22 protein-coding genes are annotated in these 22,027 nt (G+C 62.7%); 16 read left to right on the top strand and 6 right to left on the bottom strand.

Annotated elements, in window-relative coordinates:
- Positions 1 to 41: 41 nt before the first annotated feature.
- Together APH27_RS20035 and APH27_RS20030 are read left to right on the top strand one after the other, a co-directional pair.
- The gene (locus tag APH27_RS20035; protein WP_027920922.1) at positions 42 to 674 is read left to right on the top strand and encodes a 2OG-Fe(II) oxygenase; all 633 of its coding nucleotides are present in this window, start codon (positions 42 to 44) and stop codon (positions 672 to 674) included.
- Positions 661 to 1,170, top strand: a complete 510-nt coding sequence (locus APH27_RS20030; RefSeq protein ID WP_027920923.1) for a DUF523 domain-containing protein — start codon at positions 661 to 663, stop codon at positions 1,168 to 1,170. Before APH27_RS20035 ends, APH27_RS20030 begins: the two co-directional genes overlap by 14 nt.
- Here the strand turns inward: APH27_RS20030 and APH27_RS20025 are convergent.
- Entirely contained in the window at positions 1,109 to 1,624 is a 516-nt protein-coding gene (locus tag APH27_RS20025) for an ABC transporter substrate-binding protein (protein WP_050437264.1), read from the bottom strand. The genes APH27_RS20030 and APH27_RS20025 overlap by 62 nt on opposite strands.
- A 226-nt stretch (positions 1,625 to 1,850) precedes the next feature.
- Between APH27_RS20025 and APH27_RS20020 the strand changes: the two genes are divergently transcribed.
- A complete protein-coding gene (locus APH27_RS20020; protein ID WP_027920924.1) occupies positions 1,851 to 2,327 on the top strand; it encodes a DUF4399 domain-containing protein in 477 nt (158 codons plus the stop codon).
- A gap of 83 nt (positions 2,328 to 2,410) precedes the next feature.
- Here APH27_RS20020 and serA read toward each other — a convergent pair whose 3' ends face one another.
- Entirely contained in the window at positions 2,411 to 3,640 is a 1,230-nt protein-coding gene (serA, locus tag APH27_RS20015; protein WP_027920925.1) for a phosphoglycerate dehydrogenase, read from the bottom strand.
- A 171-nt stretch (positions 3,641 to 3,811) separates the two neighbouring features.
- Here serA and APH27_RS20010 point away from each other — a divergent pair, with 171 nt between their 5' ends.
- The 4 genes from APH27_RS20010 to APH27_RS19995 all read left to right on the top strand — a co-directional run bounded on the left by APH27_RS20010 (position 3,812) and on the right by APH27_RS19995 (position 8,036).
- On the top strand, positions 3,812 to 5,218 hold the full coding sequence (locus tag APH27_RS20010; RefSeq protein ID WP_027920926.1) for an FAD-binding oxidoreductase: 1,407 nt from the start codon (positions 3,812 to 3,814) through the stop codon (positions 5,216 to 5,218).
- A gap of 15 nt (positions 5,219 to 5,233) precedes the next feature.
- A complete protein-coding gene (locus APH27_RS20005; protein ID WP_060485718.1) occupies positions 5,234 to 5,899 on the top strand; it encodes a fumarylacetoacetate hydrolase family protein in 666 nt (221 codons plus the stop codon).
- A gap of 223 nt (positions 5,900 to 6,122) precedes the next feature.
- Positions 6,123 to 7,046, top strand: coding sequence for an SdiA-regulated domain-containing protein (locus tag APH27_RS20000; protein ID WP_060485717.1), 924 nt, complete (start codon positions 6,123 to 6,125; stop codon positions 7,044 to 7,046).
- A gap of 81 nt (positions 7,047 to 7,127) precedes the next feature.
- Positions 7,128 to 8,036, top strand: a complete 909-nt coding sequence (locus tag APH27_RS19995; protein WP_027920929.1) for an SdiA-regulated domain-containing protein — start codon at positions 7,128 to 7,130, stop codon at positions 8,034 to 8,036.
- An 18-nt stretch (positions 8,037 to 8,054) separates the two neighbouring features.
- Here the strand turns inward: APH27_RS19995 and rpiA are convergent, their stop codons facing one another.
- Entirely contained in the window at positions 8,055 to 8,729 is a 675-nt protein-coding gene (gene rpiA / locus APH27_RS19990) for a ribose-5-phosphate isomerase RpiA (RefSeq protein WP_060485716.1), read from the bottom strand.
- Between the two features lie 133 nt (positions 8,730 to 8,862).
- On the opposite strand from rpiA, the gene ilvA reads away from it, so the two are divergent.
- The gene (ilvA, locus tag APH27_RS19985) at positions 8,863 to 10,377 is read left to right on the top strand and encodes a threonine ammonia-lyase, biosynthetic (protein ID WP_027920931.1); all 1,515 of its coding nucleotides are present in this window, start codon (positions 8,863 to 8,865) and stop codon (positions 10,375 to 10,377) included.
- 87 nt (positions 10,378 to 10,464) lie between these two features.
- Positions 10,465 to 10,890, top strand: a complete 426-nt coding sequence (locus APH27_RS19980; protein WP_027920932.1) for a DUF2269 domain-containing protein — start codon at positions 10,465 to 10,467, stop codon at positions 10,888 to 10,890.
- A gap of 128 nt (positions 10,891 to 11,018) precedes the next feature.
- Here APH27_RS19980 and APH27_RS19975 read toward each other — a convergent pair whose 3' ends face one another.
- Positions 11,019 to 11,675 carry an HAD family phosphatase gene (locus tag APH27_RS19975; RefSeq protein WP_060485715.1) on the bottom strand — a complete coding sequence of 219 codons (657 nt, stop codon included), beginning with the start codon at positions 11,673 to 11,675 and terminating at the stop codon, positions 11,019 to 11,021.
- Between the two features lie 140 nt (positions 11,676 to 11,815).
- Here APH27_RS19975 and APH27_RS19970 point away from each other — a divergent pair, with 140 nt between their 5' ends.
- The gene (locus APH27_RS19970; RefSeq protein ID WP_003249017.1) at positions 11,816 to 12,295 is read left to right on the top strand and encodes an RNA pyrophosphohydrolase; all 480 of its coding nucleotides are present in this window, start codon (positions 11,816 to 11,818) and stop codon (positions 12,293 to 12,295) included.
- Positions 12,296 to 12,317: 22 nt separating this feature from the next.
- A complete protein-coding gene (gene ptsP, locus APH27_RS19965) occupies positions 12,318 to 14,597 on the top strand; it encodes a phosphoenolpyruvate--protein phosphotransferase (protein WP_060485714.1) in 2,280 nt (759 codons plus the stop codon).
- 117 nt (positions 14,598 to 14,714) lie between these two features.
- On the opposite strand, the gene APH27_RS19960 is transcribed toward ptsP, so the two are convergent.
- Positions 14,715 to 15,461 carry an NRDE family protein gene (locus tag APH27_RS19960; RefSeq protein ID WP_060485713.1) on the bottom strand — a complete coding sequence of 249 codons (747 nt, stop codon included), beginning with the start codon at positions 15,459 to 15,461 and terminating at the stop codon, positions 14,715 to 14,717.
- Positions 15,462 to 15,590: 129 nt separating this feature from the next.
- Between APH27_RS19960 and APH27_RS19955 the strand changes: the two genes are divergently transcribed.
- Genes APH27_RS19955 through APH27_RS19945 form a run of 3 tightly spaced genes read left to right on the top strand, consistent with a single transcriptional unit; the run spans position 15,591 to position 18,219 of the window.
- A complete protein-coding gene (locus tag APH27_RS19955) occupies positions 15,591 to 16,373 on the top strand; it encodes a sulfite exporter TauE/SafE family protein (RefSeq protein WP_060485712.1) in 783 nt (260 codons plus the stop codon).
- A gap of 16 nt (positions 16,374 to 16,389) precedes the next feature.
- A complete protein-coding gene (gene lgt, locus APH27_RS19950; RefSeq protein WP_027920937.1) occupies positions 16,390 to 17,196 on the top strand; it encodes a prolipoprotein diacylglyceryl transferase in 807 nt (268 codons plus the stop codon).
- A gap of 51 nt (positions 17,197 to 17,247) precedes the next feature.
- A complete protein-coding gene (locus APH27_RS19945) occupies positions 17,248 to 18,219 on the top strand; it encodes a thymidylate synthase (protein ID WP_027920938.1) in 972 nt (323 codons plus the stop codon).
- Positions 18,220 to 18,337: 118 nt separating this feature from the next.
- On the opposite strand, the gene cadR is transcribed toward APH27_RS19945, so the two are convergent.
- Positions 18,338 to 18,781, bottom strand: coding sequence for a cadmium resistance transcriptional regulator CadR (gene cadR / locus APH27_RS19940; protein ID WP_027920939.1), 444 nt, complete (start codon positions 18,779 to 18,781; stop codon positions 18,338 to 18,340).
- 83 nt (positions 18,782 to 18,864) lie between these two features.
- Here cadR and APH27_RS19935 point away from each other — a divergent pair, with 83 nt between their 5' ends.
- Positions 18,865 to 21,108, top strand: a complete 2,244-nt coding sequence (locus tag APH27_RS19935) for a heavy metal translocating P-type ATPase (RefSeq protein ID WP_060485711.1) — start codon at positions 18,865 to 18,867, stop codon at positions 21,106 to 21,108.
- Between the two features lie 9 nt (positions 21,109 to 21,117).
- Positions 21,118 to 21,987 (top strand): LysR family transcriptional regulator, encoded by an 870-nt coding sequence (locus tag APH27_RS19930; protein WP_027920941.1) that lies wholly within the window; start codon positions 21,118 to 21,120, stop codon positions 21,985 to 21,987.
- Positions 21,988 to 22,027 lie beyond the last annotated feature (40 nt).

Here is a 22,027-nt window from a genome sequence, read left to right as displayed (position 1 = left end):
CAGCCAAGTGGCGCTGTGCGCCGTCAGGGTGAATGGATATGATGCGCGCCATGCACATCTCCCCTGAAAACCCGATGTTTGCGGCCGTCGTCGACGATCTGGCCACCCATGGCTGGTCGCAGCAGGCGCTCTTTTTGCCTGCCGACCTGGTGCGCGCGCTGGCGGCCGAGTGCCGGCGGCGTGATGCCGAAGGCGAACTCAACCCGGCGGGGGTTGGGCGTGGTGATGCCCAGGAGGTGCGCGAGAGCATTCGCGGCGACCAGATCCAGTGGATCGACCCCGGCCAGGCCGAAGCCTGCGACCAGTACCTGGCGGCCATGGACCAGTTGCGTCAGGCCATTAACCAGGGCCTGTTTCTGGGCCTGGAGGACTTCGAATGCCATTTCGCCCTGTACCCACCGGGGGCGTTCTATCGCCGACACCTGGACCGCTTCCGCGACGATGACCGACGCATGATTTCGGCGGTGCTTTATCTCAACGAAGACTGGCAGCCGGAGGACGGTGGGCAACTGCGCATGTTCCTGGCGGATGATGTCGAGCACGATGTGCAGCCTATTGCGGGTTGCCTGGCGATATTCCTTTCCGGTGAGGTGCCGCATGAGGTGCTGCCGGCCAGGCGCGAGCGCCTTTCATTGACCGGTTGGTTCCGGCGCCGTGGCAATGACCTGTTCTGATCTGCCCAAGGTATTGGTGAGCGCCTGCTTGCTGGGGCAGCCGGTGCGCTATGACGGCCGGGCCAGCGGGCATCCCGATCTGTTGCAGCAGTGGCAGGCCGAAGGCCGTGTAGTGGCCTTGTGCCCCGAGGTGGCTGGCGGCTTGCCAACGCCGCGCCCGCCGGCGGAGATCCCCGGTGGGCAGGGCGCGCTGGTGCTCGATGGCGGGGTGCAGGTGCTGACGGTGACCGGTGAGGATGTCAGTGCCAAGTTTCTGGCTGGGGCGCAGCAGGCGCTGGCGCTGGTGCGCCAGCATGGCATTCGGGTGGCGGTGCTGAAGGCGGGCAGCCCTTCGTGTGGCAACCGGTTGACCTACGATGGCACCTTCAGTGGGGTGAAGGTGCCGGGCGAAGGCGTGACCGCAGCCTTGCTACGGCGCGAGGGCGTGCAGGTCTTCAGTGAGCTGGAGCTGGAGCAAGCGCGGCAGGCGTTGGCTCACCTGCCTGCATTGCCTTGAACCATTTCTGTTCAAGTTCCGCGGTGCGGCCGCTGTCCTTGAGACGCTGAAGCGCATTGTTCACCGCGCTTTCGAACGCCGGGTTGTCTTTCTGGAACGGAATCACCAGTTTCTTTTCACCAAATGCCTGGCTTACATCGAATGGGCCGTCCGCCTTGGGCGACTCGCTCGACGGCGTCAGGGCAATGTCGTACTTGCCACTTTCAACGCCTGGCAGAACTTCTGCCGCAGTCGTTTCGACGAACTCGGCACGTAGGTCGAGTTCGCGGGCCAGGTCCTGGCCAAATTCGATTTCAAAGCCGGTAAGGCGCTCGTCCTTCTTGAACGAATACGGCGCGTTATCAGGTTGTACGGCAATGCGCAATTCGCCCCGGTCGGCGATTTCGTCTATCAGCTCGGCCTGAGCCAACGGAGTGATCAGTACTGCCAGCAGTACGCCTATGGTCGAACGCATGGAGTGCCCCTTTTTTCTTCAGCAGATGAATAACTTTCGCCGCGGCTTTCTTCCTCGTCGCGGTCGAGCGCAGCCTATGACCTTGAAGCCTTGGCGAGGTTTAACCCTAACTGAAATATTGACGTCTGGGGGCCACAATTACCCCGGATGCATATTTCAACTATGGTGAATCATCGTCGCCATTCGTTTTATGGCTGCGTTTTCAAGTGAATCACAGGAGAAGTGAATGAACAGCCTATTTTCGCGTGCTGCCGTTGCCGGTCTGCTGATGGGGGCCTCGGTTTTTGCCGGCGCCGCGGATGCCCTGAAGAGCCAGGAGCCGCCCAAGGATGCCAAGGTCGTCATCGTTTCCCCGGCCGACGGCGCCACGGTGGACCAGACCTTCACCGTCAAGTTCGGCATCGAGGGCATGGAGCTCAAGCCTGCGGGTGACCAGACACCGCATACCGGCCATCACCACTTGCTGGTAGATGTGGATAAAGAGCCAGTGGCCGACATGCCACTGCCGACCAGCCTGATGCCGGCAGCCGGTACGGCGTTGCCAGCCGGGCCGCAGGTGCTGCACTTCGGCAAGGCGCAGACCGAAACCAGCATCACCCTGACCCCAGGCAAGCACACCCTGCAACTGGTGCTGGGTGACCAGTATCACGTGCCGTTCAAGCCGAGCGTCGAATCGAAGAAGATTACGGTCACTGTGAAATAGGCGCAGGGCCCTTCACGGGCAAGCGCTGCCAGAGACAAAAAAGGGAGGCCACCAGGGCCTCCCTTTTCATGCCGTCAGCGAACTTAGAACAGGACGCGCGAACGGATGGTGCCTTTGACCTGTTGCAACTTTTCTTGCGCCAGGTCGGAGTATTCGGCGTCGACGTCGATTACCACGTAACCCACTTTCTCGTTGGTCTGCAGGAACTGACCGGAGATGTTGATGCCGTTCTCGGCGAAGACCTTGTTGATCTCGCTGAGCACGCCTGGGATGTTTTCGTGGATGTGCAGCAGACGGTGTTTGCCTGGGTGCGCCGGCAGGGCAACTTCCGGGAAGTTGACCGACGAAACGGAAGTACCGTTGTCGCTGTACTTGACCAGCTTCTCGGCCACTTCCAGGCCGATGTTGGCCTGGGCTTCTGCAGTGGAACCACCGATGTGCGGGGTCAGGATCACGTTGTCCAGGCCACGCAGCGGGCTTTCGAACTCTTCGTCGTTGGAGCGTGGCTCGACCGGGAACACGTCGATGGCGGCGCCGATCAGGTGCTTGTCCTTGATCGCGGCAGCCAGGTGGTCCAGCTCGACCACGGTGCCACGGGCGGCGTTGATCAGGATCGAGCCCTTCTTCATCGCGCGGATTTCCTTCTCGCCGATCATCCACTGGGTGGACGGCAGCTCAGGCACGTGCAGCGAAACGATATCGGCCAGGCCCAGTAGCTCGGTGAGGCTGGTGACCTGCACGGCGTTGCCCAGTGGCAGCTTGGTCAGCGGGTCGTAGAAGTACACCTGCATGCCCAGGTTTTCCGCCAGGACCGACAGTTGGGTACCGATCGAGCCGTAGCCGACGATGCCCAGCTTCTTGCCGCGGATCTCGAACGAGTTGGCCGCGCTCTTGATCCAGCCGCCACGGTGGCAGGAAGCGTTCTTCTCAGGGATGCCGCGCAGCAGCAGGATGGCTTCGGCCAGCACCAACTCGGCCACTGAACGGGTGTTGGAGTAAGGGGCGTTGAAGACGGCGATACCACGCTCGCGGGCCGCAGCCAGGTCGACCTGGTTGGTGCCAATGCAGAAGCAGCCGACGGCGACCAGTTTCTTGGCGCAGTCGAAGATTTCTTCGGTCAGTTGGGTGCGCGAGCGGATGCCGATGAAGTGGGCATCGGCGATCTTTTCCTTCAGCTCGGCATCCGGCAATGAACCGGTGAGGTATTCGATGTTGGTGTAGCCGGCAGCCTTGAGGGTATCGACTGCGTTCTGGTGCACACCTTCAAGAAGAAGGAACCGGATCTTGCTCTTGTCGAGAGAAGTCTTGCTCATCTGCGTAAACCTGTATCCCGGAGAAAAAATGGCGAGGACTGATGCCAGGCGCGAGGGCAGCCTTAGCATGAACAGCGGGAGGGCTATGCTAGCATACGCGACACAATCTGAGCTTATCCCGACAGGTGAAGAGTGCTCAGGGTGACTATGAATAAGTCGAGAGTTCCAGCGATGACCCACCCCGCTGTAATTGATGAACTGATGACCCTTGTCGACCCTGGCAAGGTCCTGACCGACCCCGCTTCCCTGGAAGCCTACGGCAAGGACTGGACCAAGCATTACCCGCCTGCGCCCACGGCCATCGTGTTCCCCAAGTCGGTTCAGCAGGTGCAGGCCATCGTCCGCTGGGCCAACCAGCATCAGGTTGCGCTGGTGCCGTCCGGCGGGCGTACCGGGCTTTCCGCCGGGGCCGTGGCGGCCAATGGGGAAGTCGTCGTCGCCTTCGACAACATGAACCAGATTCTTGATTTCAATGCGTTCGACCGCACTGTGGTGTGCCAGCCGGGCGTGATCACTCGTCAGTTGCAGGCCTTTGCCGAAGAGCAGGGCCTTTATTACCCAGTGGACTTCGCCTCCAGCGGCTCCAGCCAGATTGGCGGCAATATCGGCACCAATGCCGGCGGTATCAAGGTCATCCGATACGGCATGACCCGCAACTGGGTGGCCGGCCTGAAAGTGGTCACCGGCAAGGGCGAACTGCTGGAGCTGAACAAGGGCCTGATGAAGAACGCCACCGGCTACGACCTGCGGCAGCTGTTCATTGGTGGCGAAGGCACCTTGGGCTTCGTGGTCGAAGCGACCATGCGCCTGGACCGCGCCCCGCGCAACCTCACGGCCATGGTGCTGGGCACGCCGGATTTCGACTCGATCATGCCGGTACTGCATGCCTTCCAGGGCAAGCTCGACCTGACTGCCTTCGAGTTCTTCTCCGACAAGGGCCTGGCCAAGATCATGGCCCGAGGTGATGTGCCGGCCCCGTTCGCCACTGACTGCCCGTTCTATGCCTTGCTGGAGTTCGAAGCCAGCACCGAGGATGTGGCCAACGACGCGCTGGCTACCTTCGAGCATTGCGTCGAGCAGGGCTGGGTGCTGGATGGGGTGATGAGCCAGAGCGAAACCCAGCTGAAGAACCTGTGGAAGCTGCGCGAGTACTTGTCCGAGACCATCTCGCACTGGACACCCTACAAGAACGACATTTCCGTCACTGTTTCCAAGGTGCCAGCGTTTTTGCGCGATATCGATGCCATCGTCAGCGAGCATTACCCGGACTATGAAGTGGTCTGGTACGGCCACATCGGCGACGGCAACCTGCACCTGAATATCCTCAAGCCCGAGCACATGGGCAAGGATGACTTCTTTGCCTCATGCACCAAGGTCAACAAGTGGGTATTCGAGATCGTCGAACGCTACAACGGCTCGATCTCGGCCGAGCACGGCGTGGGCATGACCAAACGCGACTACCTGGGCTACAGTCGCTCACCGGAAGAAATCGCCTGCATGAAGGCAATAAAGGCCGTCTTCGACCCTAACGGCATCATGAATCCGGGTAAGATCTTCGCTCCTGAACAAAAGCAGTAATCAAAGGAGTCGGCCATGAGTTACCAGCACCAGTACGTAGACGGCACGCGCATTCATTTCCCGCTGGGCAAGGTGGTGTGCATCGGCCGCAACTACGCCGAACATGCAAAGGAACTGGACAACCCCATTCCTTCCGAGCCGCTGCTGTTCATCAAGCCGGGCAGTTGCGTGGTGCCGCTGGAAGGCGGGTTCAAGATCCCGACCGACCGTGGCTCGGTACACTACGAGGCCGAAATTGCCGTGTTGCTGGGCAAGCCGCTGTCGTCCAGCGCTTGCGAGGAAGAAGTGCTGGACGCCATCTCCGGCTATGCCCCGGCGCTGGACCTGACGCTGCGCGATGTGCAGGCCAAGCTCAAGGAAAAGGGCCTGCCGTGGGAGCTGTGCAAGAGCTTTGACGGCGCTTGCGTGCTGCCACCGTTCGTTTCCGCTGCGTCCTTCGAAGATGTGACCGATATTCCGGTGCGCCTGACCATCAATGGTGAAGTGCGTCAGGATGGCAACAGCGCGATGATGCTCAACCCGATCGTGCCGATCATCCAGTACATGGCGGCGCATTTCTCGTTGCAGGCGGGTGACGTGATCCTGACCGGCACGCCGGCCGGTGTCGGGCCGTTCAATGTCGGTGACGAGCTGGTGTTGGAACTGCCGGGCGTCTGCCGCTTCGAGAGCCGGGTGCTCTGATTACAAAGTCTGTCGCGGCCAATGTAGGGGCGGCCTTGCGTCGCGAAAGGGTCGCGAAGCGGCCCCAGCAATACTGGCTATAACGCTGACACCTTGGGGCTGCTTTGCAGCCCTTTCGCGACGCAAGGCCGCTCCTACACAACCGCGCTGGTGCGATTTACCGATTTTTCACACGCCATCCGGATAATGCGCGGATCTTCGCCCATCTCCCCAGGACTCTTGCATGCCAGCATCCACCAGCGCCCCCGCATCCCCCAAGCGCCGCTTCTACCTGCGCTGGCCCTTCGGCCTGGCCGTTGCGGCGGTGATCGGTTATGGCGTGGCTGTGGCCATGCACTGGGATGACCGCGGCATGCTGTGGGTCAAGGAAGGCTTTGAAACCAGCGCCGAGCGCAGCGAAAGCGTGTGGCTGCCGGACTATCAGGTCGACATCGACGCCAAGGTGTTGCCGGGCATGGAAGAAGACGAAGCCTCCGACGTCGCCTTCAACCCGCGTACTCGCACGCTGTTCGCGGTGATGGGCAAGAACCCGTTTCTGGTCGAGCTCAACCTCGACGGCGACGTGCTGCGCAAGATTCCGCTGGTAGGCTGGAGCAACCCGGAGGGTGTCGCGGTGATGGAAGATGGCAACGTGGCGATCACCGATGAACGCCTGCATGACCTGACCGTGGTCAACGTGGACGCACAAACCACCTCGCTGAACCACGCCGATTTCCAGAGCCACGACCTTGGCGAGTCGGTGAAGCGCAACAAGGGCTTCGAAGGCGTGGCCTGGGACCCGATGCGCCAGCGTCTGGTGATCGGCGAGGAGCGGCCGCCGAAGCTTTACACCTTGAGCAGCGACGGGCGCAGCCCGCTGAAGGGTGAAAAGCAGGCGCTGGCCAGCGATGAGCTCGACCTGCGCAACCTGTCAGCCCTCGGTGTCGACCCGCGTACGGGCCACCTGCTGGTGTTGTCGGCCGACTCCAACATGCTCCTGGAACTGGATGAGCAAGGTCAGCAGGTCAGTTTCATGACTCTGCTGGGCGGTTTCAACGGCCTGGAAAACACCATTCCGCGTGCCGAAGGCGTGGCCATGGACGATCAGGGCAACCTGTACATGGTCAGCGAGCCGAACCTGTTCTATCGCTTCAAGAAAAGTCAGTAGCGGTGCTGGAAATTTCCTACATTAAGCTTTGCTTCAGTCGGCCATGGTTTGATTCGCCACCCTCACGTCGAGTCTCCTGTCATGCGTCGCTTGTTTCAGCTTTTATTGATCCTTCTGCTCGCCGGGCTGCTGCTCCTGGGCCTGGCCGCCCAGGAATTTCGCCTGTTCGAGCGTGGCTGGTTCAACCTCAAGACCTGGTGGCAGCCGGCTGAGCAAGGCATGGCCCTCGATCGCTACCAAGTAGTGGTGGAGGCACTGCCGGTTGAAGGGCTGGACGACGACCTTTCGGCACTGACCTACGACCCCGACCGCAAAACCCTGTTCACAGTTACCAATGCCCGCTCGGAACTGATCGAGCTTTCGCTGGACGGGCGCATTCTGCGCCGGGTGCCACTGACCGGCTTCGGCGACCCGGAGGCCGTGGAATATGTCGGGCCCAACAGCTATGTGATTAGCGACGAGCGGCAGCAGCGCCTGATCCGAGTGCGCCTGGACGATGACACGCTGTTTCTCGACGCCGCAGACGCCGAGCAGATGAGCCTTGGCATCGGCCTCAATGGCAACAAAGGGTTTGAGGGCCTGGCCTACGATTCGGCGGGCCAGCGACTGTTCGTGGCCAAGGAGCGCGACCCGATGTTGATCTATGAAGTGCATGGGTTCCCGCATCAAAACCCGGAGCGGCCTTACGCGGTGCACGTGGTGCAGGACCGCAAGCGCGATGCGCGCTTGTTCGTGCGAGACCTGTCGAGCTTGCAGTTCGATGAGCGCAGCGGGCACCTGCTGGCGCTCTCGGATGAGTCGCGGCTGGTGCTGGAGCTGGATGTGCAGGGGCAGCCACTGAGCACCCTGTCGTTGCACAAGGGGTTTCAGGGCTTGAGGGCGACAGTGCCGCAGGCCGAAGGGATTGCGATGGACGAGGCGGGGACCCTGTACCTGGTCAGCGAGCCCAACCTTTTCTACGTGTTCAAGCCCGCTCCTGCAAAGTTGTAGGAGCGGGTTCGGCCGTTGTTACTCGGCCTTGAGGGTCTTGACGCCCTCAGCGGTACCCAGCAGCAGCAGGTCTGCCGGGCGTGCGGCGAACAGGCCGTTGGTCACCACGCCAACGATGGCGTTGATCTGTGCTTCCAGCTCCACCGGGTTGGTGATCTGCAGGTTGTGCACATCGAGGATCACGTTACCGTTGTCGGTCACCACGCCTTCACGGTACACCGGGTCGCCGCCCAGCTTGACCAGCTGACGCGCCACGTGGCTGCGGGCCATCGGAATCACCTCGACCGGCAGCGGGAAGGCACCCAGTACGGGCACCAGCTTGCTGCCGTCGGCGATGCAGATGAAAGTCTTGGCCACGGCCGCGACGATTTTCTCGCGTGTCAGGGCCGCGCCACCACCTTTGATCAGGTTCAGGTGCGCGTCGCTTTCGTCGGCGCCGTCGACGTAGAACTCCAGCTCGCTGACGCTGTTCAGCTCGTAGACCGGGATGCCATGGCCCTTCAGACGCTGGGCAGTAGCCTCGGAGCTGGCGACCGCGCCATCGAAGGCGGTCTTGTGCTGGGCCAGGGCGTCAATGAAGAAGTTGGCTGTCGAACCGGTGCCGACGCCGACGACGCTCTTTTCATCCAGCTTGGGCAGAATGAAGTCGACAGCGGCCTGGGCGACGGCCTGTTTGAGTTGGTCCTGGGTCATGCGGGCTCCGGAATGGGGCAGGGCGGTAATGAAAGGAGCCTAGTATAACGGCTCGGGCGGCTTTGCTGTGGTCGCCCGACGTAGCGCTGGGGTAGACTCGCAGCCCTTGTCCCGCGGCCAGTGATGCTTTCCGATGCTCGAACAGTACGTCAAGAAGATCCTCACCTCGCGCGTCTACGACGTCGCTGTCGAAACCCCGTTGCACAGCGCCGGGCAGCTGAGCAAGCGCCTGGGCAACCAGATCCTGCTCAAGCGCGAAGACCTGCAGCCGGTGTTCTCGTTCAAGATCCGTGGGGCGTACAACAAGCTGGCGCAACTGACCCAGGAAGAGCTGGCCCGCGGCGTGGTCACCGCCTCGGCCGGCAACCACGCCCAGGGCGTCGCCCTGGCGGCCCGAGAGCTGGGCATCAAGGCCACCATCGTGATGCCCAAGACCACCCCGGAGATCAAGGTCGAAGGCGTGCGCTCGCGCGGCGGCAAGGTAGTGCTGCATGGCGACTCGTTCCCCGAAGCCCTGGCCTACTCGCTGAAACTGGTCGAGGAAAAAGGCTTCGTCTACATCCACCCGTATGACGACCCGCACACCATTGCTGGCCAAGGCACCGTAGCGATGGAAATCCTCCGTCAGCACCCGGGGCAGCTGGACGCGATATTCGTCCCGGTGGGCGGCGGTGGCCTGATTGCGGGTATTGCGGCCTATGTGAAATACCTGCGCCCGGAAATCAAGGTGATCGGCGTCGAGCCGGACGACTCCAACTGCCTGCAGGCCGCGATGGCGGCTGGCGAGCGCGTGGTGCTGCCGCAGGTCGGGCTGTTCGCCGATGGTGTGGCAGTGGCACAGATCGGCCAGCACACCTTCGACATCTGCCGCCTCCATGTGGATGAGGTAGTGACTGTCAGTACCGACGAAATCTGTGCGGCAATCAAGGATATCTACGACGATACCCGCTCGATCACCGAACCTGCTGGCGCGCTGGGAGTTGCAGGCATCAAGAAGTATGTCGAACTCAAGGGCGTGACCGGGCAGACCTTGGTCGCCATCGATTCGGGGGCCAACGTCAACTTCGACCGACTGCGCCATGTGGCCGAGCGCGCTGAGCTGGGCGAGAAGCGCGAAGCCATCATTGCCGTGACCATCCCCGAGCGCCCGGGCAGCTTCAAGGCCTTTTGCGAGGCCATCGGCAAGCGCCAGATCACCGAATTCAACTACCGCAAGCACACCTCCGACGAGGCGCATATTTTCGTCGGCGTGCAAACCCACCCGGAAAACGACCCACGGGCGGCGCTGGTGCAGAACCTGATCGATCAGGGCTTCCCGGTAACCGACCTGACCGACAACGAACTGGCCAAGCTGCACATCCGCCACATGGTCGGTGGCCACTCGGCAGGTGCCAGCGACGAGATCGTGCTGCGCTTCGAGTTCCCCGAGCGGCCAGGGGCGTTGTTCAACTTTCTCACCAAGCTGGGCGGGCGCTGGAACATCTCGATGTTTCACTACCGTAACCACGGCGCGGCTGACGGGCGCGTGGTCGCCGGCCTGCAGGTGCCGGAGGACGAGCGTCACCTGGTGCCGGCGGCGCTGGCCAAGATCGGTTACCCGTACTGGGACGAGACCGATAACCCCGCGTACAAGCTGTTCCTGGGTTGAGCGGCTAAGCTAGGGCTGATGGCCTTTTCGCGGGCTTGCCCGCGAAGAGGCTAACGGAAAAATGGCCTGCGCAAGGACAATTGGGAAATGGAACACCTGACCACCCTCAAGACCCTTCACATCATCGCCACCGCGCTGTTGCTGCTGGGCGCCCTGGGCCTGGCGATCTGGACCGTGCGCGCCCGTCGCCAGGGCGATGCCGAGGCCTATGCCAAGTTGCTGCGTCGGCCGTTGGTGTTCGTCTGGCTGGTGATGGGGGTGTGCCTGGTGAGCATGCCGTTCACCGGCTGGTGGCTGGTGCACCTTGTGGGATGGCCGCTGGGGCAGACCTGGGTGCTGGCGTCCAGCGTCATCTATACGCTGGGTGCGTTTGCCGGCTGGTGGTTGCTGGTGCGGCTGAACCGGCTGCGCAAGGCTGAAGTGGTGGGGCTGCGGTTTACCTTGGCGCTGGCAGTGTTCAGCGGGGTGTGCTTCCTGTCCATTGCCGGGCTCATGGGTGCCAAGCCAGTCTGACAGCCCTGCTTTGCCAATGCCGGCCTCTTCGCGGGTGAAACCGCTCCCACAGGTACTGCGGTGCTCTGAAGGGCAGTGATGTTCCTGTGGGAGCGGGTTTACCCGCGAAGAGGCCGGAACAGGAATGCTCAATCCCTAAGAGAAATCACCGGCCAGCCACGCTTCTCGGCCTCGGCCCGCAAGTTCGGGTCCGGGTCCACTGCCACCGCATGCGTCACGCGCTCCAGCAACGGCAGGTCATTCATCGAGTCGCTGTAGAAGTAGCTGTCCTCCAGGTCGAACCCGTTCTCCAGCATCCAGCGCTCCAGCCGCGTCACCTTGCCTTCACGGAAACACGCTATATCGGTACTACGCCCGGTATAGCGGCCGTCGTACGTCTCGCATTCGGTTGCCAGCAGCACGCGCACACCCAGGCGCCGTGCGATGGGCGCGGTGACGAAGCGGTTGGTGGCCGTGATGATCACCAACTGGTCGCCGGCCTCGCGATGCTGCTGCAGCAATGCCAGGGCCTTGGGCAGGATGATCGGCTCGATGCAGTCGCGCATGAAGTCGCGGTGCCATTCGTCGAGCTGGGCCGGTTCGGTGGCGGCCAGGATTTCCATGGAAAAGGCCAGGTAGGCCTGCAGGTCCAGGGTGCCGTTCAGGTAGTCCTGGTAGAAGTCGTCGTTGCGTTCCTTGTATGCGATAGGGTCGAGAATGCCCCGCTCGCACAGGTAGTCACCCCAGGCGTGGTCGCTGTCGCCACCGAGGAGGGTATTGTCCAGGTCGAATAAAGCCAGGCGCATCGCGGTTACTCGTGTCAGCCATCGGGTAGCCCGCAGAATACGGAGTTTTCACCGCACTGCACATAAGCGTGGCGGGCGCGTTGCTGCGCTCGCAAGCTTTGTGGAACAATGCGGTGACATGCGTTTGCGAGGTTGCTGCCGTGATCGACCCGGATGGTTTTCGCCCCAATGTTGGGATCATTCTCACGAATGATGCCGGGCAGGTGCTATGGGCTCGACGGATCAACCAGGATGCCTGGCAATTCCCGCAGGGTGGCATCAACCCTGACGAGACGCCGGAAGATGCCCTGTACCGCGAGCTGAACGAAGAAGTTGGCCTTGAACGCGACGATGTGGAAATTCTTGCCTGCACCCGCGGCTGGTTGCGTTATCGTTTACCCCAGCGGCTGGTCCGCACCCACAGCCAACCGCTGTGCATCGGCCAGAAGCAAAAGTGGTTTTTACTGCGCCTGGTGAGCAATGAACAACGGGTGCGGATGGACCTGACCGGCAAGCCGGAATTCGACGGCTGGCGCTGGGTCAGCTATTGGTACCCGCTGGGCCAGGTGGTGACATTCAAGCGTGAAGTTTACCGCCGCGCCCTGAAAGAGCTTGCACCGCGTCTGCTGACGCGCGACTGACGACGGAGTTCGACCCCGAGCCATGCTCAATACGCTGCGCAAGATCGTCCAGGAAGTGAACTCCGCCAAAGATCTCAAGACGGCGTTGGGGATCATTGTCTTGCGCGTCAAGGAGGCCATGGGCAGCCAAGTCTGCTCAGTGTACCTGCTCGACCCGGAAACCAACCGCTTCGTGCTGATGGCCACCGAGGGTCTGAACAAGCGCTCCATCGGCAAGGTCAGCATGGCCCCCAACGAGGGCCTGGTCGGCCTGGTCGGTACCCGGGAAGAGCCACTGAACCTGGAAAACGCCGCCGATCACCCGCGTTATCGCTACTTTGCCGAAACCGGCGAAGAGAGATTCGCCTCTTTCCTCGGTGCGCCGATCATCCACCACCGCCGCGTGGTAGGTGTACTGGTCATCCAGCAGAAGGAGCGCCGCCAGTTCGATGAAGGCGAAGAAGCCTTCCTCGTCACCATGAGCGCCCAGCTTGCCGGCGTTATCGCCCACGCCGAAGCCACCGGCTCTATCCGCGGCCTGGGCCGCCAGGGCAAAGGCATTCAGGAGGCGCGCTTTGTCGGCGTGCCGGGCTCGCCGGGCGCCGCTGTCGGGCGTGCCGTGGTCATGCTGCCGCCGGCCGACCTTGAAGTGGTGCCGGACAAGACCGTCGATGACATCGACGCCGAGCTCAAACTGTTCCACAACGCCCTCGAAGGCGTGCGTGAAGACATGCGCAAGCTGTCGGCCAAGCTGGCGACCCAGCTGCGCCCGGAAGAGCGCGCGCTGTTCGACGTGTACCTGATGATGCTCGAGGATGCCGCCCTCGGCGGTGAAGTGTTCGAAGTCATCAAGACCGGCCAATGGGCCCAGGGCGCCTTGCGCCAGGTGGTTGGCGAGCACGTCAACCGCTTCGAGCTGATGGACGACGACTACCTGCGCGAGCGCGCCTCGGATGTGAAGGACCTTGGCCGGCGCCTGCTGGCCTACCTGCAGGAAGCCCGCTCGCAGTCGCTGGTGTATGCCGACAACACGATCCTGGTCAGTGAAGAGCTGACCCCGGCAATGCTGGGTGAAGTGCCGGAAGGCAAGCTGGTTGGCCTGGTCTCGGTGCTGGGGTCGGGCAACTCCCACGTTGCCATCCTTGCCCGTGCCATGGGCATTCCGACGGTGATGGGCCTGGTCGACCTGCCGTATTCCAAGGTCGATGGCATCGAGATGATCGTCGACGGCTACAAGGGCGAGGTATTCACCAACCCCAGTGACGTGCTGCGCAAGCAGTACAGCGAAGTGGTCGAGGAAGAACGCCAGCTGGCCCAGGGCCTCGACGCCCTGCGCGAACTGCCGTGCGTCACCCCCGACGGCCACCGCATGCCGCTGTGGGTCAACACCGGCCTGCTCGCCGATGTGGCCCGTGCCCAGCAGCGCGGCGCCGAAGGGGTTGGCCTGTACCGCACTGAAGTGCCGTTCATGATCAATCAGCGCTTCCCCAGCGAGAAGGAGCAGCTGGCGATCTACCGCGAGCAGCTGGCGGCCTTCCACCCGCTGCCGGTGACCATGCGCACCCTCGACATCGGGGGTGACAAGGCGCTGTCGTACTTCCCGATCAAGGAAGAAAACCCGTTCCTCGGCTGGCGCGGCATCCGCGTCACCCTCGACCACCCGGAGATCTTCCTGGTGCAGACCCGTGCGATGCTCAAGGCCAGCGAGGGCCTGAACAACCTGCGCATTCTGCTGCCGATGATTTCCGGCATCCACGAGCTGGAAGAAGCATTGCACCTGATCCACCGTGCCTGGGGCGAGGTGCGCGACGAAGGCACCGACGTGCCGATGCCGCCGGTGGGCGTGATGGTGGAAATCCCTGCGGCGGTGTACCAGACCAAGGAGCTGGCGCGGCAGGTGGACTTCCTCTCGGTCGGCTCCAACGACCTGACCCAGTATCTGCTGGCGGTGGACCGCAACAACCCGCGGGTCGCCGACCTTTACGATTATCTGCATCCGGCAGTGCTGCAGGCGCTCAATACCGTGGTGCGTGATGCCCATGGCGAAGGCAAGCCAGTGAGTATCTGTGGTGAGATGGCCGGTGACCCGGCGGCGGCAATCCTGTTGATGGCCATGGGCTTCGACAGCCTGTCGATGAACGCCACCAACTTGCCGAAGGTGAAGTGGATGCTGCGCCAGGTGAACATGAGCAAGGCCAAGGAGTTGCTGGTCGAAGCCTTGAGCCATGACAACCCGCAGGTTATCCACAGCTCGCTGCAACTGGCCCTAAAGAACCTTGGGCTGGCGCGGATGATCGGGCCAGGGGCGAACAAAACGCTTTGAGTTTTTGGGGCCGCTTTGCGGCCCTTTCGCGACACAAGGCCGCTCCTACAGGGGATCGCGTATCTCTGTAGGAGCGGCCTTGTGTCGCGAAAGGGTTGCGAAGCAGCCCCATGGCCCTCAAACCCAGAGCTCGACTTCCCCTAGGTGCCCACCAAAGGGGCCGAAACTGCGCTCAACCAACCGCCTTCTGCCCTGATCGTCCACGATCAGCACGGTACTCGCCCGAGTGCCATAGTTCTGGCTGGCTATGAATACGCTCGACAGCAACTTCTCGGTCGCCACCCCTACGCCGGTCTCCGGTAACTCACCGTCTGCTGCCGGTTCGTTATCCGCCAGTAACGCCAGTAATCGCTGCGGGTCGGCCGTGTCCAGCAGCCCCTGCAACCCTGTCCGTGCTTTCACCAGCTTCGGCCACGGCGTATCCAGCCCGGCATTGGAAAGCCCGTACACACCTGCCTCCAGCAAGCGTGGCGCCACGTCCCGGGCATGCAGGTAGCCCAACTGATAGGCATCACCTACCAGCAGGTTGAACCCTGAATACTGCCCGCTGCGGCTGGCTACCTGATCGAGGTAGGCCTCCACCCCCAGTTCACCCTGCAGATACGCCGCCACCAACTCGCCCCGCGAGCGCGGCCCCAGCACCTGCCCGGGATCGCGAATGTTGGTCAGCGCCGCGAAGCGCCCCTGCGGGCCGATGCCCAGCCAGGTGCCACCGGCCTCAAGGTCGCGCCCGGCATGCACCCCGGGCGCATCCTCCCAGGCTGCCAGGGCCTGAGTCGGCCGGGCATAGAATTCGTCACGGTTGGCCGCGACGATCAGCGGCAGGGCATGCCCTGGCCGCCAGGCGAATACGATCAGGCACATAGGTTGGGCCTCTGTGTTTTTGCCCACTGTACCCACTGCACGGGTGTCGATCCATCCTGTCAGAGAGTTCACTAGAGCCACGAGCCCGGCTTCCGTTACCATGCCGCATTGTTTTCTCGGGGAAGACGAATGGAATTCGTGCTTTATCTGCTGTTGGGCGCCTGTGCCGGTGTGCTGGCCGGGCTGTTCGGCGTGGGCGGTGGCATCATCATCGTGCCGGTGCTGGTGTTCAGCTTCACCCTGCAAGGCTTCGACGCGTCCGTGCTGACTCACCTGGCAGTCGGTACCTCACTGGCGACCATCGTCTTCACCTCGATCAATGCCGTGCTCGAGCACCATCGCAAGGGCGCGGTGCAGTGGCCGATATTCGCCTGGATGACCCTCGGTATCCTCCTTGGCGCAGGTATCGGCGCCAAGACTGCTTCACTGATCCAGGGCCCGCACTTGCAGAAGATCATCGGCGTGTTTGCCCTGATCATTGCCGCGCAGATGGCCCTGGACCTCAAGCCCAAGGCCAGCCATGGTCTCCCTGGCAAACCGGTAGTGGTCGGCGCCGGCGGGGTGATCGGCTGGGCTTCGGCAATCTTCGGCATCGGCGGCGGTTCGCTGACCGTGCCATTCCTGACCTGGCGCGGCCTGCCCATGCAAAAGGCAGTGGCCACCTCATCGGCCTGCGGCTTGCCGATTGCCCTGGCCAGTGCTCTGAGCTTCATGTTGCTGGGCTGGCACGAGGAACACCTGCCGCCTCACAGCCTGGGTTTCGTCTACCTGCCGGCGCTGGTCGGCATTGCCGTGACCAGCATGTTTTTCGCGCGCTTCGGCGCGCGCCTGGCGCACAAGCTGTCGCCACGCCTGTTGAAACGCCTGTTCGCAGCCTTGCTGTTCTGCGTCGGCCTCAGCTTTCTGATTTGAATCGAGAGGAAGTTCCATGCTGCCTTACCCGCAGATAGACCCCGTGGCCGTAGCCCTCGGGCCACTGAAAATCCACTGGTACGGGCTGATGTACCTGGTTGGCATCGGCGGCGCCTGGCTGCTGGCCTCGCGCCGGCTCAACCGCTTCGACCCAACCTGGACCCGCGAGAAACTCTCCGACCTGGTGTTCTGGCTGTCGATGGGTGTGATTGTCGGTGGGCGCCTGGGTTACGTGCTGTTCTACGACCTGCACGCCTACCTGGCCAACCCGACCCTGATCTTCGAGGTGTGGAAGGGCGGCATGTCGTTCCACGGTGGCTTCATCGGTGTGATGCTGGCTGCGCTGTGGTTCGGCAAGCGCAACAACAAGTCGTTCTTCGAACTGATGGACTTCGTTGCGCCACTGGTGCCGATCGGCCTGGGCGCCGGGCGTATCGGCAACTTCATCAACGCCGAGCTGTGGGGCAAGCCCACCGACGTGCCGTGGGCGATGATCTTCCCGCCGTTCAGCGACCCGGCCCAACTGCCGCGCCACCCGTCGCAGCTCTACCAGTTCGCCTTGGAAGGCGTGGCGCTGTTCGCCATCCTCTGGCTGTTCTCGCGCAAGCCGCGGCCAACCATGGCGGTTTCCGGCATGTTTGCGCTGTTCTACGGCATCTTCCGCTTCATCGTGGAATTCGTCCGTGTACCGGATGCGCAGCTCGGTTACATCGCCTGGGGCTGGCTGACCATGGGTCAGATTCTCTGCGTGCCGATGATCCTGGCTGGCCTTGGCCTGATCTGGTGGGCTTATAATCGCAAACCCACGGCGAAACCCGCCTGATTATTCCCACGGCAGGGGTGATCCCCCTGCCGTTTTTGTTACAGGTAAGCCATGAAACAGTATCTGGACCTGGTCCGCGACGTCATCGAGAACGGCACGCTGCAGAGCAACCGCACCGGCATCCGCACCATCAGCCTGCCGGGCGCCATGCTGCGTTTCGACCTGCAGAAGGGCTTCCCGGCCATCACCACGCGCAAGTTGGCGTTCAAGTCGGCGATCGGCGAGATGGTCGGTTTCCTGCGTGGCGTGAAGAACGCCGGTGAATTCCGCGAGCTGGGCTGCAAGGTCTGGGACCAGAACGCCAACGAGAACGCCCAGTGGCTGGCCAACCCGTTTCGCCAGGGCCATGACGACCTTGGCGAAATCTACGGCGTGCAATGGCGGCAGTGGCCGGGTTACAAGCGCATCCCGCTGAGCAACCCGGCGGCCATCGAAATGGCCGAGCAGGCGGGCTTCCGCCGTATTGCCCAGGACGAAGAGGACGGCGTAGCGTTCGTCATCCTGTACAAGGCCATCGACCAGGTGCGCCAGTGCCTGGACACCATCGCCAACGACCCGGGCAGCCGGCGCATCCTGTTCCACGGCTGGAACTGCGCCCAGCTCGATGAAATGGCCCTGCCGCCGTGCCACCTGCTCTACCAGTTCCACCCGAATGTCGAGACCAAGGAAATTTCCCTGACCCTCTACATCCGCTCCAACGACCTGGGCCTGGGCACGCCGTTCAACCTCACCGAGGGCGCGGCGCTGCTGTCGCTGTTCGGCCGCCTGACCGGTTACACCCCGCGCTGGTTCACCTATTTCATTGGCGATGCCCATGTGTATGAAAACCATCTGGACATGCTCAACGAGCAGCTCAAGCGCGAGCCACTGCAAGCGCCGAAGCTGGTGATCAGTGATCGTGTGCCTGAGTTTGCCAAGACCGGCAAGTACGAGCCGGAGTGGCTGGAAAAGATCGAGCCGAGCGATTTCAGCCTGGAAGGGTATGAGCACCATGCGCCAATGACGGCGCCGATGGCGGTCTGACAGGTCTCTATCGCCTGAAGAGGCCTACTCGCGGGTAAACCCGCTCCCACAGGGATCGCACAAGCGGCAGGCCTGTGCAGTACCTGTTGGGAGCGGGTTTACCCGCGAAGCTTTTGGCTCAATGTCCGTGGCTTCGGCCCACATGCGAATGTTCGGTATCCGGCACCGATACCGCCCCATTCGTCTCCAGTTGCTGCAAGATCGCGCACTCCGCCCCCTGCGCATTGCAGCGCCGACGCAGCTCCACCAGCTGCTCCTGCAACGCCACCAAACCATCGATCCGCGCCTGAACATGCTCGATATGCTCATCGATCAGCGCATTGACGCTCCCGCACGAGTCGTCGGGGCTGTCGCGCAGGCGCAGGAGGCTGCGGATTTCGTCCAGGGTCATGTCCAGCGTTCGGCAGTTGCGGATGAAGGTCAGCCGTTCGACATGGGCCTGGGTGTATTGCCGGTAATTGCCCTCGGTGCGCGCAGGCTCCGGCAGCAGTTGTTCACGCTCGTAATAACGGATGGTTTCCACGGCGCAATCGGTGGCTTTGGCCAGTTCTCCGATTTTCATGACGAAATCTCCAGCAATTGGCTTGACCCTATAGTGGCTACAGGGTGTTCACTTGGCAACAGGCTCAATTTAAGGATGACCCCATGAACCAGCCTGTCAGCCACGAACACAAGCATTCACACGACCATGCCCATGGCGATGAAGCCCATGCCCACGGTCACAGCTGCTGTGGTTCCAGCGCCGCGCCCCCGTTGGTGCAACTGAGCGAGAAAGCCAGCAGCCACGCCCGTCTCAGCCGTTTTCGCATCGACGCCATGGATTGCCCTACCGAGCAGACCCTGATCCAGGACAAGCTGGGCAAGCTGGCGGGCATCGAGCAGCTGGAATTCAACCTGATCAACCGCGTGCTTGGCGTGCGCCACACCTTGAGCGACACGGGCGAAATCGAGCGCGCCATCGACAGCCTGGGCATGAAGGCCGAACCGCTGGCCGCCGAGGACGATGGCAGCGCCACTGCAGCCCAGCCGCACAAGACCCGCTGGTTGCCGCTGGCCTTGTCGGGTATTGCCGCGATCGCCGCCGAAGTCGTGCACTTCGCCAACCTCGCGCCGCAGTGGCTGGTTGCCGCGCTCGCACTGGTGGCAATCATCGGTTGCGGCCTGGGCACCTACAAGAAGGGCTGGATCGCCCTGAAGAACCGCAACCTCAACATCAATGCGCTGATGAGCATTGCCGTGACCGGCGCCGTGCTGATTGGCCAGTGGCCGGAAGCGGCCATGGTCATGGTGCTGTTCACCGTCGCCGAACTGATCGAGGCGCGCTCGCTGGACCGTGCGCGCAATGCCATTGGCGGGCTGATGCAACTGGCCCCGGACATGGCAACGGTGCAGCAGGCCGATGGCCAGTGGCGTGAGGTAGAGGTGCGCGCGGTGGCTATCGGTACCGTGGTACGGGTGCGCCCGGGTGAACGCATCGGCCTGGATGGCGAAGTGGTCAGCGGGCAGTCCAGCGTCGATCAGGCGCCGATCACCGGCGAAAGCCTGCCCGTGGAAAAGGCAGCGGGGGACAAGCTGTTCGCCGGTACCATCAACCAGGCCGGTGCCTTGGAGTACCGGGTGACGGCGGCCGCCGGGCAGTCGACCCTGGCGCGCATCATCAAGGCCGTCGAAGAAGCACAGGGGGCGCGTGCGCCTACCCAGCGCTTCGTCGACCAGTTTTCTCGCATCTACACCCCAGTGGTGTTCGCCGTGGCCCTGGCGGTGGCAGTGATTGCGCCGTTGTTCATGGCCGGGGCCTGGTTCGACTGGGTGTATCGAGCGCTGGTGCTGCTGGTGGTGGCCTGCCCATGTGCGCTGGTCATCTCTACCCCGGTGACCATCGTCAGCGGTTTGGCGGCTGCGGCACGCAAGGGCATCCTGATCAAGGGCGGGGTATACCTGGAAGGCGGGCGCAAGCTGGACTTCCTGGCCCTGGACAAGACCGGCACCATCACCCACGGTAAACCGGTGCAAACCGACACCAAAGTGCTCGACCCCCTGTTCGAGGACCGCGCCCAGGCGTTGGCGGCGAGCCTGGCTGACCGTTCAGATCACCCAGTGTCGAGTGCCATCGCCCAGTTTGCCAAGGCGCAGAACCTGCCGCTGAGCGAGGTCAGTGAATTCGCGGCCCTTGCAGGTCGCGGCGTGCGTGGTGAAATCGACGGCGAAACCTACCACCTGGGCAACCACCGGCTAGTCGAGGAGCTGGGCCTGTGTTCGGCAGAGCTGGAAGCACAGCTGGATGCACTGGAGCGCCAGGGCAAGACCGTGGTCCTGCTGCTCGACCGTTCCGGGCCGTTGGCACTGTTCGCCGTGGCCGACACGGTCAAGGACAGCAGCCGCCAGGCAATCGCCGAGCTGCACGCGCTGGGCATCAAGACCGTCATGTTGACCGGCGACAATCCTCACACCGCCCAGGCCATCGCCGCGCAGGTGGGCATCGACCGCGCCGAGGGCAACCTGCTGCCGGCCGACAAGCTGCGCAGCATCGAGCAGCTGTATGCCGAAGGGCACCGGGTCGGCATGGTGGGTGATGGCATCAACGACGCGCCAGCCCTGGCCCGTGCCGAAATCGGCTTCGCCATGGCAGCGGCCGGTACCGACACGGCGATCGAGACCGCCGATGTGGCGTTGATGGATGATGACTTGCGCAAGATCCCGGCGTTCGTCAGGCTGTCGCGCCAAAGTGCGGCGATCCTGACGCAGAACATCGTTCTGGCGCTAGGTATCAAGGCGATATTCCTGGCAATCACCTTTGCCGGCATGGCCACCCTGTGGATGGCGGTTTTCGCTGACATGGGCGTGAGCCTGCTGGTGGTGTTCAACGGTCTGCGCCTGCTGCGCAAATGAGGTCCTGCAATGCTGAGTGCCGAGCTCAAAGCCTTCTACATGGTGGCCCGCCTGGGCAGCATCACCCTGGCGGCGAAGAAGCTCGGGCTCAGCCAGCCCACGGTGACCACGCAGATCCGCAACCTGGAAAGCCACTATGCCGTGGCGCTGTTCTACCGCGGTGGCCGGCGCCTGGTGCTGAGCGAGGAGGGCGTGCGCCTGCTGCCGATGGTCAAGGCGCTGTTGCAGCAGGAGGCTGACATCGAGTTCGAGTTGCGTAACTGCGGCCAGGCCCAGGGCAGCTTGCGCATTGCCGCTACTGCGCCGTATTACATCCTCGACCTGGTGAAGATCTTCCGCGAGCGCCTGCCCCAGGTCGAGGTGATGGTGGAAATCGGCAACTCCCAGCAGGTGCTGGAGATGCTCGAAGACTACCGGGTGGATATCGCCGCGTCGTCGCAGTTGGTGGAGGATGCACGGTTGGTGCGCCGGGTGCTCGGCAGCGACCCGCTGGTGGTGGCGGTGCACCGCAATCATCCGCTGGCGCATCGGCAGGCGGTGTCTATCGAAGTGGTGGCAGGGCATTGCCTGCTGATGCGCGAGAAGGGCTCGACCACGCGCATGTTGACCGAGCAGATGATGCTGGATGCCGGGGTCAAGGCGGGGGCGTTGCTGGAGATCGGCAGCCGTGAGTCGATCCGCGAGGCGGTGCTGCGAAATATCGGCATCAGCGTGATTGCCCGCCACGAGGTGCCGCACAACCCGGAGCTGCGGGTGCTGGCGTTGGAGAATGCGCCGGTGATGCATGAGTATCTGTATTGCCTGAAGGAGCGGCGCCAGGCCCGCTTGCCGGCAGCCTTCCTGGGCGTGGCGCAGGAAGTGGTGGGTTCGCAGTTCTGAATCGGTGTTGGTTTCTTCGCGGGTAAACCCGCTCCCACAG

The sequence above is a fragment of the Pseudomonas sp. NBRC 111123 genome, assembly GCF_001320205.1.
Classification (GTDB): domain Bacteria; phylum Pseudomonadota; class Gammaproteobacteria; order Pseudomonadales; family Pseudomonadaceae; genus Aquipseudomonas; species Aquipseudomonas putida_J.
The sequence above is the reverse complement of the archived record's forward strand: the minus strand, read 5'-3'. Positions and strand labels throughout refer to the sequence as shown.

Excerpts from the sequence above, each read along its gene's own strand:
- APH27_RS20000 (WP_060485717.1), top strand. The coding sequence starts at position 6,123 with ATGCCAGCATCCACCAGCGCCCCCGCATCCCCCAAGCGCCGCTTCTAC.
- APH27_RS19980 (WP_027920932.1), top strand. The coding sequence starts at position 10,465 with ATGGAACACCTGACCACCCTCAAGACCCTTCACATCATCGCCACCGCG.
- lgt (WP_027920937.1), top strand. The coding sequence starts at position 16,390 with ATGCTGCCTTACCCGCAGATAGACCCCGTGGCCGTAGCCCTCGGGCCA.
- ptsP (WP_060485714.1), top strand. The coding sequence starts at position 12,318 with ATGCTCAATACGCTGCGCAAGATCGTCCAGGAAGTGAACTCCGCCAAA.
- APH27_RS19995 (WP_027920929.1), top strand. The coding sequence starts at position 7,128 with ATGCGTCGCTTGTTTCAGCTTTTATTGATCCTTCTGCTCGCCGGGCTG.
- APH27_RS19955 (WP_060485712.1), top strand. The coding sequence starts at position 15,591 with ATGGAATTCGTGCTTTATCTGCTGTTGGGCGCCTGTGCCGGTGTGCTG.
- cadR (WP_027920939.1), bottom strand. The coding sequence starts at position 18,781 with ATGAAAATCGGAGAACTGGCCAAAGCCACCGATTGCGCCGTGGAAACC.
- ilvA (WP_027920931.1), top strand. The coding sequence starts at position 8,863 with ATGCTCGAACAGTACGTCAAGAAGATCCTCACCTCGCGCGTCTACGAC.
- APH27_RS20025 (WP_050437264.1), bottom strand. The coding sequence starts at position 1,624 with ATGCGTTCGACCATAGGCGTACTGCTGGCAGTACTGATCACTCCGTTG.
- APH27_RS20030 (WP_027920923.1), top strand. The coding sequence starts at position 661 with ATGACCTGTTCTGATCTGCCCAAGGTATTGGTGAGCGCCTGCTTGCTG.
- APH27_RS19960 (WP_060485713.1), bottom strand. The coding sequence starts at position 15,461 with ATGTGCCTGATCGTATTCGCCTGGCGGCCAGGGCATGCCCTGCCGCTG.
- rpiA (WP_060485716.1), bottom strand. The coding sequence starts at position 8,729 with ATGACCCAGGACCAACTCAAACAGGCCGTCGCCCAGGCCGCTGTCGAC.
- APH27_RS20020 (WP_027920924.1), top strand. The coding sequence starts at position 1,851 with ATGAACAGCCTATTTTCGCGTGCTGCCGTTGCCGGTCTGCTGATGGGG.
- serA (WP_027920925.1), bottom strand. The coding sequence starts at position 3,640 with ATGAGCAAGACTTCTCTCGACAAGAGCAAGATCCGGTTCCTTCTTCTT.
- APH27_RS19930 (WP_027920941.1), top strand. The coding sequence starts at position 21,118 with ATGCTGAGTGCCGAGCTCAAAGCCTTCTACATGGTGGCCCGCCTGGGC.
- APH27_RS20005 (WP_060485718.1), top strand. The coding sequence starts at position 5,234 with ATGAGTTACCAGCACCAGTACGTAGACGGCACGCGCATTCATTTCCCG.
- APH27_RS20035 (WP_027920922.1), top strand. The coding sequence starts at position 42 with ATGCGCGCCATGCACATCTCCCCTGAAAACCCGATGTTTGCGGCCGTC.
- APH27_RS19945 (WP_027920938.1), top strand. The coding sequence starts at position 17,248 with ATGAAACAGTATCTGGACCTGGTCCGCGACGTCATCGAGAACGGCACG.
- APH27_RS19935 (WP_060485711.1), top strand. The coding sequence starts at position 18,865 with ATGAACCAGCCTGTCAGCCACGAACACAAGCATTCACACGACCATGCC.
- APH27_RS20010 (WP_027920926.1), top strand. The coding sequence starts at position 3,812 with ATGACCCACCCCGCTGTAATTGATGAACTGATGACCCTTGTCGACCCT.
- APH27_RS19975 (WP_060485715.1), bottom strand. The coding sequence starts at position 11,675 with ATGCGCCTGGCTTTATTCGACCTGGACAATACCCTCCTCGGTGGCGAC.